The organism is Mycobacterium sp. ZZG (genome assembly GCF_054786995.1).
The window spans coordinates 26,313-44,103 of record NZ_JBTBFV010000034.1; the positions used below are offsets into that span (position 1 = coordinate 26,313).

Genomic DNA, 17,791 nt, shown 5'->3' on the forward strand with positions numbered 1-17,791 from the left:
CCAGTATGACCACCCCCGGGGAGTAGCCTCGGTTCCTGTGTTGCTGGCGTCCTTGAATCCTGCGGCCGTGGCGGCGGGGGCAGATCTCGGTGATGCGGTGCGCATCGACGGGGTGTCGTTGAGTCGAAGCGACCTCGTGGGCGCGGCGACGTCGGTGGCCGAACGCGTCGCGGGCGCATCCCGTGTCGCGGTGCTGGCCACCCCGACCGCCGCGGCGGTGCTGGCGGTCACCGGCTGCCTGATCGCCGGGGTGCCCGTCGTACCGGTTCCCGCAGATGTGGGCGCCGCCGAGCGGCGTCACATCCTGGCCGACTCGGGTGCGCAGGCCTGGCTGGGCGATCTGCCCGGCGAGACAGACGGTCTGCCGCACATCCCGGTGCGGCGCCACGCCCGGTCCTGGCACCGTTATGCCGAGCCGCCGCCGGACGCGCCCGCGCTGATCATCTACACCTCGGGCACCACCGGTCTGCCCAAGGGGGTGGTGGTCAGCCGCCGCGCCATCGCCGCGGACATCGACATGCTCGCCCAAGCCTGGGAGTGGACGCCGCAGGACACTCTGGTGCACGGCCTGCCGCTGTACCACGTGCATGGTCTCGTGTTGGGACTGCTGGGATCCCTGCGGATCGGAAACCGGTTCGTGCACACCGGAAAGCCGAAACCGCAGGCTTACGCCCACGCGGTGGGCGAGCTTGGCGGGACGCTCTTGTTCGGGGTGCCGACGGTGTGGTCGCGCATCGTCGAGGACGGCGCCGCGGCACGGGCGCTGACGCCGGCCCGGCTGCTGGTGTCCGGCAGCGCGGCGTTGCCGGTCCCGGTGTTCGAGGGGCTCGCCGCGTTGAGCGGACACCGCGCCATCGAGCGCTACGGCAGCACCGAGACCCTGATCACGCTCAGCACGCTGGTCGCCGGGGAGCGCAGGCCTGGCTGGGTCGGGTTGCCGCTGGCGGGGGTGTCGACGCGGCTGGTCGCCGAGGACGGCACGGAACTGCCCCGCGACGGAGAGGCGATCGGGCAGCTGCTGGTGCAGAGCCCGACGCTGTTCGACGGCTACCTCAACCGCGCCGACGCCACCGCCGAGGTGCTCGGTGAGGACCGCTGGTACCGCACCGGCGATGTCGCGGTGATCGGTGCGGACGGTATGCACCGTATCGTCGGCCGCGAATCGGTTGACCTGATCAAGAGCGGCGGCTTCCGGATCGGGGCAGGGGAGATCGAGACCGTGCTGTTGGCACATCCCGACGTGCGCGAGGCCGCGGTGATCGGCGCGCCCGACGAGGACCTCGGACAGCGCATCGTCGCGTTCGTCGTCGGCGACGCCCGTCCCGACACGCTGATCGAGTATGTGGCGCAGCAACTCTCGGTTCATAAGCGGCCCCGCGAGGTACGGGTCGTGGACAGCCTGCCCCGCAACGCGATGGGAAAGCTGCTGAAGAAGGAATTGGCGCAATGGGTTTGAGGTTCAGCGAGGTCTGTGTCGACGCCAACGACGTGCGGGCACTGGCGGCCTGGTGGTCACAGGTGCTGGGCTGGCCGGCCGAGGGCACCGACGACGGTGACGTCGTGCTGCGGGCACCGGGCGGCGTCGGGCCGGACTGGTTGTTTCTCGAGGTGCCCGAGGGCAAGGCCGTCAAGAACCGCATTCATTTCGACTTCACCCCCGACGACCAGGACGCCGAGGTGGAGCGGGTGATCGCCCTCGGCGCTCGCCGGGTCGACATCGGCCAGGGCGAGCAGAGCTGGGTGGTGCTGGCCGACCCCGAAGGCAACGAGTTCTGCATCTTGGCGGCCGACGGGTGACCCGGCCCGCACGGCACGTTCCCGGGGCGCCTGCGACCCCGCGAGCGTGCGTGTCGGCGGCCGACACGCGGGCACAATCGGCGACTACACGCACGCTCGTCGCCACCCTCGGGGTGCTCGCCGTCGCACTGCTGTCGGGGTGCGGCCAGTCGCCGGACGTGATGCTGGTGCAGACCAGCATCGTGGTGCCGCCGGCGCCGCCACCGCCGGCACCGCCACCTGTCGAGCCGCTCACGATCGGCCCGGCGGCCGTCGACACCACCGGCGGCTGGCTCGCGGACGGAACCATGCTGTCACCGTTCGACACCGCCAATCCGATACTGTCGCAGCTGGATCCGGCTCTGCTGGCGGCAGTGCAAGAAGCGGCCAGGGCGGCGGAGGCCGACGGCGTGCAACTCGAAGTGACCTCCGGCTGGCGCTCCAAGGGCTTCCAGCAACGGTTGTTCGACGACGCCGTCCTGACCTACGGCAGCGCGCAGCGGGCCGCCGAATTCGTCGCCACCCCGGAAGTCTCCAAACATGTTGTGGGCCAGGCCGTCGACATTGGTCCGGCCGAGGCCGACCGCTGGATGATCGCCAACGGTCCGCGATTCGGGTTGTGTCAGATCTACGCCAACGAGATATGGCACTTCGAGCTCGTCGCGGACGACCAGGGGAACTGCCCGCCACTGAAACCGAACGCGGCCGGCTGAGAGCTAGGGCCGCGACGGAAAAGCCCTGCGCGACACCAGCGCCACCGCGAGTCCGGCCCCGATCAATGCGGCGCCGGCCCACGGTAGCGAGGACAGGCCCGTCGTCGCGAGCAGACCTGCCCCGATCGCCGATCCGCCCGCGATGCCCGCGTTGGCCGTCGCGTTGATCCAGGCGCCGGCACGTTCGGGAGCCACCGCCCCGGTGCGCACCGCACACGACTGGTAGATCGACGGGACCCCACCGAAAGCGGTGCTCCACACCGCGATCAGAGCCAGCGCCACCCCCACCGCAGACCACGGCCCCGCCAGGGCCGCCACCGCGACCGCGATGGTCGCGAGCAGCGCGAGCGTGGTCCGCCGCGGGTTCCGGTCCAGGCCCCGCCCCGTGTACCACAACCCGAGCAGGCCGCAGACGCCGCACATCAACAGGACCGGTCCCACCAGCGTCGGCCGCACTCCGCCGGCCATGAGTATCACGCTGATGAACGTGTACACGGTGAACTGTCCGAGAAACACCAGCATGTTCGACATCGCCACCGCGGCCAGCCGGCGCCTGCCTCCCGGCTGCGCCGCCGCCCCGGCCGCATCGTGGTCCACCGCGGGCAACACGCGGCTCAGCGCAAGGAATGTGAGTACCGACAGCACGGCCAGAACGACGAACGGCACGCGCCACCCGGCCGCGGTGCCCAGCGACGTCAGCACCGGTACTCCGAGCACCAACCCCACCGATGCGCCGCTGCCCGCCAGCGCGAGCGCCCTGCCGACGTGCGCACCGGACACCAGTCGCGGCGCGTACCCGATCACCAACGAGAAGAACAGAGCGTGCGTCACCCCGCCGACCGTGCGTCCCGCCGCGACGACGGCGAACGTGGGCGCGGCTGCGACCACCGCGTTGCTGATCGCGTAACCGGCCACGGTCGCCAGCAGCAGCGGCTTTCGGGCGAACCGCGACGTGATGGCGGTCAGCGGCACCGCCAGCGCGGCCACCATGACGGCATAGAGGCCGACCAGCAGCCCGGTCGCCGATTCGGACACCCCGAACGCGTCGGCCATCCGGGGGAGCAGGCCCACGGGCAGCATCTCGGTCGTCACCGCCAGGCACGACGCCGCCGCCAGCGACAGCAGGCCGGTGAGGTTCGTACGCAGGCCGGCGGTGCGCGGTGCGGTCAAGGTCACCGACGCGAATATACTCGGCTATCGAGTTTAATCAACTGCAATACTTTTCGGCGATGTCCGACGATCCCCGCCACGCCGCACACCTGCGGTGGGTCGGCGCCGCCCAGCTGCTGGGTGTGGTTCGTGCCGAACCCGGCATCACCCGCGCCGCCGCCGCGCAGCGCCTCGGGATCAGCAGCGGCGGTGCCACCGATCTGGTGGCGCGGTTGAGGCAGGCGCGGCTCCTCGACGAGGCGCCGGCACCCGCACAGGGCCGCGGCAGGCCGACGACGCTGCTGGTCCCGCATCCCGAGGGCCCGCTGGTGCTGGCGGCGGACCTGAGGGCCACCGACTGGCGGCTCGCGCTGGCCGGCCTCGACGGCGCCCCCAGGATCGTGGCCGGCGGGGCCTACGAGGATCCGGGCCTCGACGTCGCCCTCGCGACACTGACCGACACCATCGCCGCGGTTCATCGACGGAAAGCCAAGCAGCTCAGCGCATTGGCGGTGTCGGTCGCCGGCACGGTGAGCGACGCGAAGCTGGTCCAGTTCACCCCGAGGGGCCGGCGCGACGTGGACTTGTCGCTGCTGACGAGCACGCTTCCGCGCCGCGCGGACGTGCCGATGCTGCTGGGCAACGACGCCACGCTGGCGGGTCTGGCCGAGGCCCGCACGGGGGCGGCCAGGGCGGCGGGCACGTCGCTGCATCTGATCGTCGCGACCGGTATCGGCGGCACGCTCGTCGTCAACGGCGAGCCGATGGCCGGCGCCCACGGTGCTGCCGGGGAGTACGGCCACATCCCGTTCGGCGACCCCGCACTGGCCTGCCCGTGCGGCGCGCGCGGCTGCTGGGACCTGACCGTGGACGGGCGCGCGCTGGCCCGGTACCGGGGTGACCCACCGCCCGACGATCCGGTCGACTACGTGCACCGCCTGCTCGGGCGCCCCGGCGACGACGTGGCCACCCGGCAGGCGTTCGAAGCCGTCGCGGCGTCACTAGGCCGCGGTATCGGCGGTCTGGTGAACCTGCACGACCCGGACGTGATCACCTTGGGCGGTGTCGGCGCGCTGCTGCGGGGAGCGGCGGCGGAGACCTTCGAGGCCGCCTACCGCGAAGGCCTGATGGCCTACCGCCAGGACGCCCCGCCCCCGGTGCGCGACGCGGAGCACGGTGAGGAGGGGTCACTGCGCGGTGCGGTGATCATGGCGATGGATCACGTCACCGCGCCCGCGGGACTGGCGGATTGGGCGCAGCGCCAGTCGATGTGAGCGTGCGTGAACTTCGTGAATCACCCGGCGTGTCGCCCGCAGGCGCGCACGCTCGCGCCACGGGGCGGCGCGCGCAGAACGGAGGGTCAGTTGGCGTGCAGCGCCTCGTTGAGCGTGATGCCCGTGCCGTCGCGCTTGACCACCTCGACGGCGCCGGTCACCGAATTGCGGCGGAACAGCAGGTTGTCGGCGCCGGAGAGTTCGCGGGCCTTGACCGTCTCGCCGTCTGATGTGGTGACCTTGGTGCCCGCGGTGACATACAGGCCCGCCTCGATGACGCAGTCGTCGCCGAGGGAGATGCCCAGACCGGCGTTGGCGCCGAGCAGGCAGCGCTTGCCCACCGAGATCACCTGGGTGCCCCCGCCCGACAGCGTGCCCATGATCGACGCGCCGCCGCCGATGTCGGAGCCGTCGTCGACGACCACGCCCGCCGAGATCCGGCCCTCGACCATCGAACTGCCCAGCGTGCCCGCGTTGAAGTTGACGAAGCCCTCATGCATCACCGTGGTGCCGGGCGCCAGATGCGCGCCCAGGCGGACCCGGTCGGCATCGGCGATGCGGACCCCGGAGGGCAGCACGTAATCGACCATGCGGGGGAACTTGTCGACGCCGTAGACCGCGACCTGCCCACGCCGGCGCAGCCGGGCCCGCACCATCTCGAACCCGTCGACCGCGCAGGGTCCTTGACTGGTCCACACCACATTGGTGAGCACCCCGAACAGTCCGTCGGCGTTCAGCCCGTGCGGGGCGACCAGGCGGTGCGAGAGCAGGTGCAGGCGCAGGTACGCGTCGTAGGCATCGACAGCCTTGTCCGCCAGCGACCCGATCACCGTGCGGACGACGACGATGTCGACGTCGCGGTCCTCGTCGCGACCGGCGAGCGCCGCGAGCTCCTCGGGCACCTCGGCCACCGAGAGGCGCACCGTGCCGGGCTCGCCCGCGGAGGTCAGTTCAGCGGTCAGTTCAGCGGTCAGTTCCGGGGCGGGGAACCACGTGTCGAGAACCGATCCGTCGGCCGCGATGGTCGCCACGCCCACACCGGATGCTCCAGAAGCAGAAGTCACGGTGCTTCAGGTTACCGGTGGGCCTAGCATCGCTTCACAGGGTCCCGACCAGGTCAGGAGGCGAGCCACGACCGTCGATGTGACGCTGCGTCAACTGCGCTACTTCGCTGTTCTGGGCCAGGAGCTGAACTACCGGCGGGCCGCCGAGAAACTGTTCATCACCCAGCCGGCGCTCTCGACCGCGATCAAGCAACTCGAGCACCAGTTCGGGCTCGTGCTGTTTCACCGCAACACCCGGGAAGTGGCCCTGACCGATCTGGGCGCGGCATGGCTGCCCCAGGTGCAGCAGGCGCTGTCCGGCGTGGACGCCGTCGTCGAGAACCTGATCATGCTGTCGGGCACCCGGCGGGGGGTGCTGCGGGTCGGCTACCTCATCGGCACCGGCGCCGACCTCTTGTTCCGGCTCGTCCGCCACTTCGAGGCCGCCTACCCCGACGTCACCGTCGAGCCCATCGAGTTCGATTTCGCCGACCCGACGGCCGGGCTGGCCGATGGCAGCACCGAGGTCGCCATCATTCGGCCCCCGGTCGACCTGCCCGAGCATCGGATGCTGATTCTCGACTCCGAGTCGTGGGTGGCCTGCCTGCCGCGCGATCACCGCCTCGCCGAACGTGCCGAGATCGAGATCGCCGAGCTGCTCGACGATCCGATCGTCTGCGCTCCGCTGACCGCGGGCACCTGGCGCGATTACTGGCTGGCGATGGACGTCCGCGGCAACCGGCCGCCGACCATCGCCGCCGTGGCGGCCACCTACGAGGCCGAGACCACAGCCATCGCCCGTGGGCTCGGTATCAGTTTCACCACCTCGTCGGTTGCCCGGTTCTACGACCGGCCCGGCATCGTCTACGTGCCGATTTCCGACCGGCCACCAAGTCACACCGCATTGGCGTGGAATCCCGCCGACCTGACCCCGCAGGCTGATGCGCTGGTCAGACACGTGCGCTCGGAATGGAGTTTCGGGGACTCCGATGCAAGTCAGGGGCCGCCGACCACCGCTGATAACCCCAGGTTATGAGCAGATCAAAACTGCGAACTTCCGGTGTCCGCGCGGCGGCGGTTTTCTGTCTGCAGGTGTTCTTCCCGATGGCTTGACCTGGAGCGACCATGACCGATGCGATATCCCCACCCACTCATTCACAGCAGCGCCCCTGCACGCTGAGCGCCGAGGACGCCAAACTCGCCGAACTGGGCTACGACCAGAAGCTGGACCGTTCGGTGGGCACGCTGGCCTCGTTCGCGATCGGATTCGCGACCATCAGCGCCACCACGGCCGTGTTCACCGGCTTCGGCGCCGGCTACTTCACCGCGGGAGCGCCGTTCGTGTGGACGCTGCTGCTGGCAGGCGCGGTATTCGCGTTGTGGGCGTTCATCGCCGCCGACCTCACCGCAAAGCTGCCGCTGGCGGGCTACTCGTATCAGTGGATCAGTCGGATCAACGGTCCCGATCTGGCGTGGTTCACCGGCTTCATCGCCCTGATGGGTTGGGTCTGCGGCATGACCGGGGTCGGCTTCATCCTGTCCGGATACCTCGGCGGTCTGCTCGGCTGGAGCATGACGCAGACCACGCAGATCCTGCTCGCCATCGCGGTGGTGTTCGTCTGCGTGCTGATCAACATCTACGGTGTCCGGTTCGCCACCATGGTCAACAACATCGGCGTCAGCCTGGAGTTGGTGATCACCGTCGGCGCGACCGCACTGGTCGCGATCATCGCGTTCAGCGCACCGGAGAACCACCAGCCGATCTCGTCGCTGTTCACCGGTGGGGAGTCCGGTGACAAGGACTCCTACCTGCTGGCGTGGCTCGCGGCGGCACTCGGTCCGTTCTTCGGCCTCATCGGTGTGGAGTCCGGCGCCGACGTCGCCGAGGAAACCAAGGATGCGCGCCGCGTCGTGCCCAGGACGATGTTCTACGCCCTGGTCACCTCGATCGTCATCGAGTTCCTGATGTACGTCGTGTACGTGCTGGCCATCAAGGATCCTGCCGCGGTGCAGGCCAATTCGGCTGCGCCGATCGAGGAGATCATCACCCAGCAGGCCGGTCCCGCGGTGACCAAGGTCATCGTCGCGATCGCGCTGACGAACATCCTGGCGTGCCTGCTGGCCAACATCCTGGTCGCCACCCGGCTGACCTACTCGATGGCCCGCGACAACATGCTGCCGTTCTCCCATGTGTGGCGCCACGTGTCGACCAAGAGCAAGGCGCCGACCTACGCAGTCATCGGATTGGGTTGTCTGTCCACAGTTCTGCTGCTGTCCGCGCTGGTCAACGAGAAGGCGTTCAACTACATCATCGGCATCGCGTCACTGCTGTTCTTCTTCGTCTACATCCTGCAGACCATCGGCCTGCTGGTCGGCTACCGGCGCGGAACGATCCCCGCGGCCGAACCCGGCACCTTCGACCTCGGCAGATTCCGGCTGCCGCTCTACGTCACGGCGCTGGTGGTGTTCCTCGCCGTGGCGGTGGCCCTGCTGTTCCTGCCCCAATTCACCACGAACAAATGGGTTTTCCTCGGCATCGTCGTGATTGCCGCCGCTTGGTGGGCCACCTGCCTGAAGTCACGGCTGAGCCGCGGGGACGCCGGCGCCGATTACGCCAAGACTCACAGCGTGTGATCGCCGATCCCTGCACTGCGCTTCCACTCTCAACCCCCAATCCCCGATCCTGCGAAAGGACCGTCCCATGAGCGTCGACACCGGAACCTCCAATCTCGTCGCCGTCGAACCCGGTGCCATCAGAGAGGACACCCCACCGGGGTCGGTGATTCAGTACAGCGACTACGAACTCGATTACTCCAGCCCGTTCGCCGGAGGGGTGGCCTGGATCGAAGGCGAGTATCTGCCGGCCGAGGACGCCAAGATCTCGATCTTCGACACCGGGTTCGGGCACTCCGATCTCACGTACACCGTCGCGCACGTGTGGCACGGCAACATCTTCCGGCTCGGTGACCACCTGGACCGGCTGCTCGACGGAGCGCGCAAGCTGCGCCTGGACGCCGGTTACACCAAGGACGAACTCGCCGATATCACCAAGCGGTGCGTGTCGATGTCGCAGCTGCGCGAGTCCTTTGTCAACCTGACCGTCACCCGCGGCTACGGTAAGCGCAAGGGTGAGAAGGACCTATCCAAGCTGACCCACCAGGTGTACATCTACGCGATCCCGTACCTGTGGGCGTTCCCGCCCGCCGAGCAGATCTTCGGCACCACTGCCATCGTGCCGCGTCATGTCCGCCGGGCCGGGCGCAACACTGTCGACCCGACCATCAAGAACTACCAGTGGGGCGATCTGACCGCGGCCAGCTTCGAGGCCAAGGACCGCGGGGCGCGGACCGCAATCCTGCTCGACTCGGACAACTGCGTCGCCGAGGGGCCCGGCTTCAACGTCTGCGTCGTCAAGGACGGCAAGCTGGCGTCGCCGTCGCGAAATGCGTTGCCGGGCATTACCCGCAAAACCGTCTTCGAGATCGCCGACGCCATGGGGATCGAGGCCACGCTGCGTGATGTCACCAGCCACGAACTGTACGACGCCGACGAGATGATGGCGGTCACCACGGCGGGCGGCGTGACGCCGATCAACACCCTCGACGGCGTCGCGGTCGGCGACGGGAAGCCCGGCCCGGTGACGGTGGCGATCCGGGACCGCTTCTGGGCGCTGATGGACGAGCCGGGGCCCCTGATCGAGCCGATTCGGTACTGAGGGTGCCGGTGAGCGGCGGTGCGACGGGTTAACGTGGTCGTGTGCTGGACCTACACGGTGACCCGATCGCGTTGACGGCCGCGCTGGTCGACATCCCGAGCGAATCGCGCCACGAGAAGCGCATCGCCGACGAGATCGAGCAGGCGCTGCGCGAGCAGACCACCGGCTTCGAGATCGTCCGCAACGGTGACGCGGTCCTGGCCCGCACCGACTTCGGCCGCCCGTCCCGCGTGCTGCTGGCCGGGCACACCGACACCGTGCCCGCCGCCGGCAATCTGCCGAGCCGGCTGGCCGACGGAGTGCTGCACGGTTGCGGAACCTCGGACATGAAATCCGGCGACGCGGTGTTCCTGCATCTGGCCGCCACCGTCACCGAACCGGTCCACGACATCACGCTGGTCATGTACGACTGCGAGGAGATCGAGGCCTCCGCCAACGGGCTCGGCCGCATCGAACGCGAGCTGCCCGAGTGGCTGGCGGCCGACGTCGCGATCCTCGGCGAACCGTCGGGCGGCTTCATCGAGGCCGGCTGCCAGGGCACCCTGCGGGTGATCGTCAGCGCCACCGGCACCCGCGCCCACTCGGCCCGATCGTGGCTGGGGGACAATGCGATCCACAAACTCGGTGCGGTTCTGGCCCGCTTGGAGTCGTACCCGGCCCGCAGTGTCGACATCGACGGCTGCGTCTACCGCGAGGGACTGTCGGCGGTGCGCATCGACGGCGGGGTCGCCGGAAACGTCATCCCGGACGCGGCGAGCGTGACGGTCAACTTCCGGTTCGCTCCGGACCGCAGCGTCGAGCAGGCCTATGCCCACGTGTGCGAGGTGTTCGACGGGCTCGGCGTCGCAACCGAACTCACCGACTCCGCCGCCGGTGCGCTGCCGGGGTTGACGCGGCCCGCGGCTGCGGCACTCGTCGAGGCGGCCGGCGGCCGGGTGCGCGCCAAGTACGGCTGGACCGACGTGTCGCGGTTCGCGGCGCTGGGCATCCCGGCGGTCAACTACGGTCCCGGCGACCCGAATGTGGCGCACCGCGTCGACGAGCGCGTCGAGGTCGAGCAGATCACCGCGGTGACGGACATGCTGAGGCGTTACTTAATCGGTTGACGGTGCCGCTAGCCTGGAAGCCATGCTGGGAGAAGACATCACCGGGTAGTACCCGGACGGGTCCCCTTTTTCGGTAGGCGTCACGCCGCGACCTTCGCCAGGCGTTACGCCCCAACGAGAGCATTCCCGCATGTCTTCTGTTGTGTGCAACCATCTTTCCTACTCCTGGCCCGACGGCACCAGCCCGTTCACCGACCTGACGCTCACCGTCGGTGCGGGCCGCACCGGGCTCGTCGCTGCCAACGGCGCCGGCAAGAGCACCCTGCTGCGGCTCATCGCCGGGGAACTGACCCCCACCGTCGGCGCCGTGACCGTCGACGGCGTGATCGGTTATCTGCCCCAGACCCTGCCGCTGCTCGACGACCGCAGCGTGGCCGAGATGCTCGGTGTCGCAGCGGTGATCGACGCATTGAACGCGCTGGCAGCAGGGGACCCTAGCACCCGCCACTTCGCGGTGATCGGCGACGACTGGGACATCGAGGAACGCACCCGGGTCCAGCTCGACCGGCTCGGTCTCGGGCACATCGGTCTGAACCGGCCGCTGGGCTCGCTCTCCGGTGGTGAGGTCGTCAGCCTCGGCCTGGCGCGGGAGTTGTTGCGCCGCCCCGATGTGCTGCTCCTCGACGAACCGACGAACAACCTCGACGCCGACGCGCGGCACCGGCTCTACGACGCACTCGACGATTTCACCGGGTGTCTGCTGGTGGTCAGCCACGACCGGGTGCTACTGGACCGGATGGACCGCATCGCCGAGCTCTACCGCGGCGAGGTGACCGTCTACGGCGGCGGCTTCACCGCGTATCGGGATGCGCTCGGGGACGCCCAGCGAGCGGCCCAGGGTGCGGTCCGCAACGCCGAGCTGATACTCAAACGCGAAAAACAGCACCGGCAACAGGCCAGGGAACGGGCCGACCGGCGCGCAGGCACCGCGGCCCGCACCCTCTCCGACGCCGGCCTGCCGAAGATCGTCGCCGGCGCCCGCAAGCGCCGCGCGCAGGAGTCTGCCGGCCGCTCCGACGAGGTGCACGCACGGCGGATCGACGACGCCCAGAGTCGGCTCGACGACGCCGAACGCACCCTGCGTGAGGACGAGGCACTGATGCTTGCGTTGCCCGCGACGCTGGTGCCGGCGGGCCGGAACATCGCGCGGCTCAACGGGATCCGGGTGCGTAGCGGTTGTCGCGACGTGCTCGGCGGTGTCGATCTGGCGGTGCGGGGTCCGGAGCGGATCGCGCTGACCGGACCCAACGGCGCAGGCAAAACCACGTTGCTGCGGAGTCTGCTCGGCGAGATCGCGCCCGACGCGGGCACCGTGGACGTCGCCGAGGGACGTGTCGCCTATCTGTCGCAGCGGCTGGATCTGCTCGACGAGGACCGGTCGGTAGCGCAGAACCTGGCCGCGTTCGCGCCGGGTCTGTCCGTCACCCGCCGTCATCATCTGTTGGCGCAGTTCCTCTTTCGTGGTGGCGTTGTCGACCTGCCGGTCGGCGCGCTGTCAGGAGGGGAGCGGCTGCGGGCGACGCTGGCGTGTGTGCTGTTCGCCGAACCGGCACCGCACCTGCTGCTCCTCGACGAACCGACCAACAACCTGGACCTGGTCAGCTCCGGGCAGCTGGAGAGTGCGTTGGCCGCCTATCGGGGCGCGTTCATCGTCGTCAGTCACGACGCGTCGTTCGTCGACGCGATCGGTGTGGATCGCGTACTTCGCCTGGCCCACGGCGTGCTGACTGAGATCTAATCGACGGCCGGCCGGGTGGGCGCCGGACGCGGTGGCGGCGCGGGCTGCGGAGCGGGAACGAACCCCGGAGGCGGCGCCGGCGCGGCGTCGCCGGCGACCTCACCGTCCCGGTCGGCCCGACGTTCGTCGTCCGGGTCCCGCTCGGCGCGGTCCGCGTCCCGGCCGGGGTCGGCCACCTCCGGCGCGCCGGGAACTTCCGGTGCGTCGGAGACGGCCCCCGCGCCGGGGACACCCGTGGCCGCCGAAGCTTGACCGGTCTGCGCGAAACCCTGTGCGAGGCCCTGGGTGAGCAGCTGCGGGAGTTGCGCGAACGGTTGAGCCAGCGCCGCGATCGGAGCCGCCAGTTGCTGGCCCACCTGACCGAGCTGGCCGAGTTGACCGACCGCCTGCCCGAGCGGGTCCGCCGCACCCCCGGCGGTACCGGCCGGGCCTGCCCCGCGCTCGGAGCGCGACATGTGGTCGGCGGCAGCACGGATCGCCTCCGCTCCGCGCTTGTCGCCCCGTTCGTAGGCCAGAGCCGCCTGCCGGAGCAGCTCGGAGATGGTGTCCCCGGCGGCCTGGGTGGTTGACATGGTGCCCGACCTGCTGCTGAGCGCCCCGGCCAGGGCCGTGTCGACCGCTGCGGCGATGCTGCCGTGGGACTGCGCGACTGCGGCCGGCCCGGGCGACCCGGCGACCAGGGAGCCCAGGCCGTCGGCCACGTGTCGGTGGACCTCGCCCAGCGAACGCACTCCACGGGTGTCCACCGACAACGGTTCGGTCATCGCGCGCCTCCAGTTCGATCGCATCTGATTCTAGGAGCGCGCGTCAGGGGGGCCGGGCGGCAATATCGGCGCGGTCAGGCCGGGCCGGTGGCCGCGGCCAGCGCCGCCCGGCCGAACGCGCAGTCGAGCTCACCGCACAGCCGCGACAGGGTGTCCGCGGCCCGCGGGTCGCCCAGTTGCCGCGCGTCGGCTGCGGCCCGCAGCGCGACTGCCTGCTGTCCGCCACGCTCGGCGGCCTTCACGGCTTCGCGCGCAGCCGTCACGGCACCGTGCGCGTCGTGCCGCGCCGCAGTGGTCCAGGCCCGCGCCAGCGCCAGCTCGGGGGCGAACAGCATCGACTTCAACCCGTGCCGGGACTCGGCGCGCGCCAGCGCTTTTCCGGCCTCGACGGTCTGGCCGAGCCGGCCGAGCGCCTGCGCCAACAGCATCCATGCCAACGGACCCCACGAGTACCCGGTGGGGGCCAGCGTCGCTGCGGCCTCGCGGAGCAGCGGCACCGCGAGCGCGAGTTCCCCACGGGCGATCAACGCATCGCCGATCAGCACCTCACCTATCGCGCGGGCGGGTTGCCTACGCTGGGCGAAATCGGTGATCCGCTGGGCCAATTCGAGCGCAAGGTCCGGCTCGCCGGTCATCAGCAGCGCCGTGGTCTGACCCAGCCCGCTGGTGAACCGCAGCAGACCCGGCTGCCCGGCGGCCAGTGCCTGCTCGGCGAGCACGTCGACGTCGGAGAATCTGCCCATCCGCGCCGAGCTGAGCGCCGCCGCCGACGCCGCCCACCCGACCGCCGTCTCGTCGGCATCAGGTGATGACAGCACCTCACCGGTGAGTTCGACTGCACGACTGAGGTTTCCGGCGTTCATCGCGAACGTCGCCGACAGCGCGTCAAGAGTCACGCGGGCCGCCGGTGAGCTCACCTTTTCGCGGGTGGCGCGCAGGAACGCGGTCGCGCGTTCCGGCTCGGACAGCATCCAGAACCGATTCGCCGCCGTCGGCAGCGCCCACGCCATCAGCTGGTCCTCGCTCAGCGCCGCCGGGTCGATCTCGGCCAGTACCGCATCGGCCTCCCGGCCGCGGCCCTGCCAGGCCAGCGCATATCCGAGCGTCAGGCGGGTGCTCAGATCCGGCGCCCTGGCCAACACCGCGCGGCCCAGCCGCTCGCACAGCTCAAGATCACCCAGCCGCAACGCATCCCGTGCCGCGGCGGACAGATCCGGCAGCGGCAGCGGACGGTCGCTGTCCAGCGCCAGCACGGCCAGGCGCAGCCGGCCGACCACGCCGATGCAGCCGGTCGAGATCTGCGCGACCATCGCGGTCCGCAGCCGGCGCAGGTCGGGGCCGCCGAGTGCGTCACGGATCGCGTCGAGGAACAGCGGATGCGCCGGGCGCAGCTCGTCGTCCTCGACGACCACCGCGCCGGAGCGCAACGCATCGTCCACGGTGTCGAGGTCGGTCAGCGCCTCGGCGTCGGCTCGGCTCAGCGGATCCGACACGGCGAGGAACTCCAGGATGCGATGCGCGCCGGCCGGCACCGCCGCGACGAACTCATCGATCCGCGTCATCAACCGGCCGTCGTCGTGGCCCGGCGGCTCCACGTCGACCCGCGCGACCAGGCCGTCCCGCCACAACGCCGCGATCTCGGCGGGCACCCCGACCCCGCCGGCGGTGGCGGTCAGCAGCAGCCGCGCCGTCCGACCGGCGGCGAGCTGGTACACCAGCGTCGCGGACAACGGGTCCAGCAGGTGCGCGTCGTCGACGACGATCAGGCGGCCGTCACCGAGTGCGGTCCCGGCGGTCCGCAGAACCGTTGTGGTGGTGCCCGTCTCGGGGACTTCGAGCAGCCTCTCGAACGCCGCGAACGGGACGGACCGGCGCGACGCCGTCGCCCGCACCCGGTCGACCCGGGGGAAGTCGGCGCCCAGCCGGTCGGCGGCGTTGCGTGCCAACGTCGTCTTGCCGACGCCGGCGGGGCCGATCAGCACCGCCCCGGCGCGGGTCCGCACGCCGGCTTCGAGCTGCTCGAGAGCGGGTTCGGGCGGCGCGGTCACCCATCCGAGAGGCTGCGGCACATCGCGGAGTCTATGTGGCTAAGTTGGTGCTGTGTCCCGAGATCAAGATCGTGAGTGGGCTGTCTGCGTCTACTGCGCCTCGGGTCCGATGCACCCGGATCTGTTGGAGTTGGCGCGCACGGTCGGAGAGGGGATCGCCGAGCGCGGGTGGACGTTGGTTTCCGGCGGAGGCAACGTCTCGGCGATGGGCGCGGTGGCGACCGCGGCCCGCTCACGCGGCGGCTACACCGTCGGTGTCATCCCGAAGCGCCTGGTGCACCGGGAGGTCGCCGACACCGAGGCCGATGAACTCGTCGTCACCGACACCATGCGGGAACGCAAACAGGTCATGGAGGACCGCGCCGACGCGTTCCTCGCCCTGCCCGGAGGCATCGGCACGCTGGAGGAATTCTTCGAAGCCTGGACAGCGGGCTATTTGGGTATGCACACCAAACCGATCGTGATGCTCGACACTCTCGGGCACTACGACGGGCTGTTGGCCTGGTTGCGCGGGCTGGTCGGAACCGGCTACGTCGCCGAGGACGCGATGCGGTGCCTCACCGTCGTCGACGACGTCGAAGCCGCTCTGTCCGCGTGTTCGCCCGGCTAAGTTGACCCACACATCGACGACGGAGGAAGAGCAGCAACTATGACGAACAGGTCGGGGACCCGGAGCAGCGTGGGGCTGCTCGACATCGCCAAGCAGGTACCAGGTCTGCTCATGGACACGCCGACCATCGTGCGTGGCGTCGTGACCGGGTTCGGGGCCCGCCCCAGTGCCAAGACGTCGATCGGCAAGGTCTTCCAGGACCGCGCCGCCCAGAACGCCAACAACGTGTTCCTGAGATTCGAAGACCGCGAGATCACCTACGGCGAGGCCAACGAGACCGTCAACCGGTACGCCGCCGTGCTGGCGGCGCGCGGGGTCGGCCACGGCGACGTCGTCGGCATCATGATGCGAAACTCGCCGGAGCCGGTGCTGCTGATGTTGGCCGCGGTCAAATGCGGTGCGATCTCCGGGATGCTCAACTACCACCAGCGCGACGAGGTGCTCAAGCACAGCCTGGGCCTGCTGTCGGCCTCGGTGGTCGTCGCCGAGACCGACTTCATCGAGCACATCACCGAATCCGGTGCCGACACCGACGGGGTGATCACTCTCGACGAGCTCAAGAAGCTGGCCGAGACCGCGCCGACCACCAACCCCGCCACCACCTCTGCCGTGCTGGCCAAGGACAAGGCGTTCTACATCTTCACCTCCGGCACCACCGGCATGCCGAAGGCCAGCGTGATGACGCACTACCGCTGGCTGCGCGCGCTGGCCGGCTTCGGCGGGCTCGGCATGCGCCTCAACAGCAACGACACGCTGTACTGCTGCCTGCCGCTCTACCACAACAACGCGTTGACGGTCGCACTGTCATCGGTGCTCAACTCCGGAGCGACGCTGGCGCTGGGCAAGTCGTTCTCGGCGTCGAAGTTCTGGGACGACGTGATCCGCTACGACGCCACCGCCTTCGTCTATATCGGCGAGATCTGCACCTATCTGCTCAACCAGCCCGAAAAGCCCACCGACCGCCAGCACAAAGTGCGGGTCATCTGCGGAAACGGTCTGCGGCCCGCCATCTGGGACGCGTTCACCGAGCGCTTCGGCATCAAGCGGGTCTGTGAGTTCTACGCCGCCAGCGAGGGCAACACCGCGTTCGTCAACGTCCTCAACATCGACAAGACCACCGGGATCTGCCCGTCCCCGATCGCGTTCGTCGAGTACGACGAGCACACCGGCGAACCGGTGCGTGGCGAGGACGGCCGGGTGCGCAAGGTCAAGAAGGGTGAACCCGGCCTGCTGCTGTCGAAGGTGAGCAACTTCCAGCCGTTCGACGGCTACACCGACGAGAAGGAGTCGGAGAAGAAGCTCGTCCGTGACGCGTTCAAGGAAGGCGACGTGTGGTTCAACACCGGCGACCTGATGCGCGCACAGGGCCTCGGGCATGCGGCGTTCACCGACCGGCTCGGTGACACGTTCCGCTGGAAGGGCGAGAACGTGGCCACGACCGAAGTGGAGGCTGCGGTGGCCACGCACCATCAGGTCGAGGAGTGCACCGTCTTCGGCGTCGAGGTGCCCGACACCGGCGGCCGGGCCGGGATGGTCGCGATCCAGCTCAAGGAGGGCCACGAGTTCGACGGCAAGGCGCTGGCCAAGACGGTGTACGAGAAGCTTCCCGGCTACGCGGTGCCGCTGTTCGTGCGAGTGGTGGAGGAGCTGGCGCACACCTCGACCTTCAAGAGCCAGAAGGGCGACCTGCGCAAGGAGGGCTACGGCGGCTCCAGCGGCGAGGGCGACGACGACGACGTCAAGGTCGACGATCCGCTGTACGTGCTGTCCGGCCGCGAGGAAGGCTACGTCGAGTTCTACGAGGAGTACCTGACCGAGGTGAAGGAGGGCAAGAAGCCCAAGTAGCCCGCGAGGG

The 17,791-nt window shown here is 69.7% G+C and carries 15 protein-coding genes; 11 read left to right on the forward strand and 4 right to left on the reverse strand.

Features of this window, described 5'->3' with window-relative positions; translation table 11 throughout:
* Positions 1-37: 37 nt before the first annotated feature.
* The 3 genes from ACXMYJ_RS18480 (at position 38) to ACXMYJ_RS18490 (ending at position 2,489) form a co-directional block, all read left to right on the forward strand.
* Entirely contained in the window at positions 38-1,456 is a 1,419-nt protein-coding gene (locus tag ACXMYJ_RS18480; protein WP_460358284.1) for an acyl-CoA synthetase, read from the forward strand.
* Positions 1,447-1,797, forward strand: coding sequence for a VOC family protein (locus ACXMYJ_RS18485; protein WP_443187123.1), 351 nt, complete (start codon positions 1,447-1,449; stop codon positions 1,795-1,797). Before ACXMYJ_RS18480 ends, ACXMYJ_RS18485 begins: the two co-directional genes overlap by 10 nt.
* 161 nt (positions 1,798-1,958) lie before the next feature.
* Positions 1,959-2,489, forward strand: a complete 531-nt coding sequence (locus ACXMYJ_RS18490; protein WP_260758236.1) for a M15 family metallopeptidase — start codon at positions 1,959-1,961, stop codon at positions 2,487-2,489.
* Between the two features lie 3 nt (positions 2,490-2,492).
* Here the strand turns inward: ACXMYJ_RS18490 and ACXMYJ_RS18495 are convergent, their stop codons facing one another.
* Positions 2,493-3,665, reverse strand: a complete 1,173-nt coding sequence (locus ACXMYJ_RS18495; RefSeq protein ID WP_460358287.1) for an MFS transporter — start codon at positions 3,663-3,665, stop codon at positions 2,493-2,495.
* 53 nt (positions 3,666-3,718) lie between these two features.
* On the opposite strand from ACXMYJ_RS18495, the gene ACXMYJ_RS18500 reads away from it, so the two are divergent.
* The gene (locus ACXMYJ_RS18500; RefSeq protein WP_460358289.1) at positions 3,719-4,912 is read left to right on the forward strand and encodes an ROK family transcriptional regulator; all 1,194 of its coding nucleotides are present in this window, start codon (positions 3,719-3,721) and stop codon (positions 4,910-4,912) included.
* A gap of 86 nt (positions 4,913-4,998) precedes the next feature.
* Here the strand turns inward: ACXMYJ_RS18500 and dapD are convergent, their stop codons facing one another.
* Complete coding sequence (dapD, locus tag ACXMYJ_RS18505; protein ID WP_260754748.1) at positions 4,999-5,976, reverse strand: 2,3,4,5-tetrahydropyridine-2,6-dicarboxylate N-succinyltransferase; 978 nt, start codon at positions 5,974-5,976, stop codon at positions 4,999-5,001.
* 79 nt (positions 5,977-6,055) lie between these two features.
* Between dapD and ACXMYJ_RS18510 the strand changes: the two genes are divergently transcribed.
* From ACXMYJ_RS18510 to ACXMYJ_RS18530, 5 genes are all read left to right on the forward strand, one after another.
* Positions 6,056-6,991 (forward strand): LysR family transcriptional regulator, encoded by a 936-nt coding sequence (locus ACXMYJ_RS18510; RefSeq protein WP_260754747.1) that lies wholly within the window; start codon positions 6,056-6,058, stop codon positions 6,989-6,991.
* An 89-nt stretch (positions 6,992-7,080) separates the two neighbouring features.
* Positions 7,081-8,589, forward strand: a complete 1,509-nt coding sequence (locus ACXMYJ_RS18515) for an APC family permease (RefSeq protein ID WP_260754746.1) — start codon at positions 7,081-7,083, stop codon at positions 8,587-8,589.
* Between the two features lie 67 nt (positions 8,590-8,656).
* Complete coding sequence (locus ACXMYJ_RS18520) at positions 8,657-9,670, forward strand: aminotransferase class IV (protein ID WP_260754745.1); 1,014 nt, start codon at positions 8,657-8,659, stop codon at positions 9,668-9,670.
* Between the two features lie 41 nt (positions 9,671-9,711).
* Positions 9,712-10,776, forward strand: a complete 1,065-nt coding sequence (gene dapE / locus ACXMYJ_RS18525) for a succinyl-diaminopimelate desuccinylase (protein WP_460358295.1) — start codon at positions 9,712-9,714, stop codon at positions 10,774-10,776.
* Between the two features lie 130 nt (positions 10,777-10,906).
* Positions 10,907-12,514: an ABC-F family ATP-binding cassette domain-containing protein gene (locus ACXMYJ_RS18530; RefSeq protein ID WP_460358298.1), complete on the forward strand. Its 1,608-nt coding sequence runs from the start codon at positions 10,907-10,909 to the stop codon at positions 12,512-12,514.
* On the opposite strand, the gene ACXMYJ_RS18535 is transcribed toward ACXMYJ_RS18530, so the two are convergent.
* Both ACXMYJ_RS18535 and ACXMYJ_RS18540 read right to left on the reverse strand, forming a co-directional pair.
* Positions 12,511-13,278 carry an ESX-1 secretion-associated protein gene (locus tag ACXMYJ_RS18535; RefSeq protein ID WP_460358301.1) on the reverse strand — a complete coding sequence of 256 codons (768 nt, stop codon included), beginning with the start codon at positions 13,276-13,278 and terminating at the stop codon, positions 12,511-12,513. The genes ACXMYJ_RS18530 and ACXMYJ_RS18535 overlap by 4 nt on opposite strands.
* Positions 13,279-13,352: 74 nt before the next feature.
* Positions 13,353-15,347, reverse strand: coding sequence for an AAA family ATPase (locus tag ACXMYJ_RS18540; RefSeq protein WP_460358303.1), 1,995 nt, complete (start codon positions 15,345-15,347; stop codon positions 13,353-13,355).
* A gap of 31 nt (positions 15,348-15,378) precedes the next feature.
* Between ACXMYJ_RS18540 and ACXMYJ_RS18545 the strand changes: the two genes are divergently transcribed.
* On the forward strand, positions 15,379-15,936 hold the full coding sequence (locus ACXMYJ_RS18545; RefSeq protein WP_460358306.1) for an LOG family protein: 558 nt from the start codon (positions 15,379-15,381) through the stop codon (positions 15,934-15,936).
* A gap of 39 nt (positions 15,937-15,975) precedes the next feature.
* The gene (gene fadD6, locus ACXMYJ_RS18550) at positions 15,976-17,781 is read left to right on the forward strand and encodes a long-chain-acyl-CoA synthetase FadD6 (RefSeq protein ID WP_260754739.1); all 1,806 of its coding nucleotides are present in this window, start codon (positions 15,976-15,978) and stop codon (positions 17,779-17,781) included.
* Positions 17,782-17,791 lie beyond the last annotated feature (10 nt).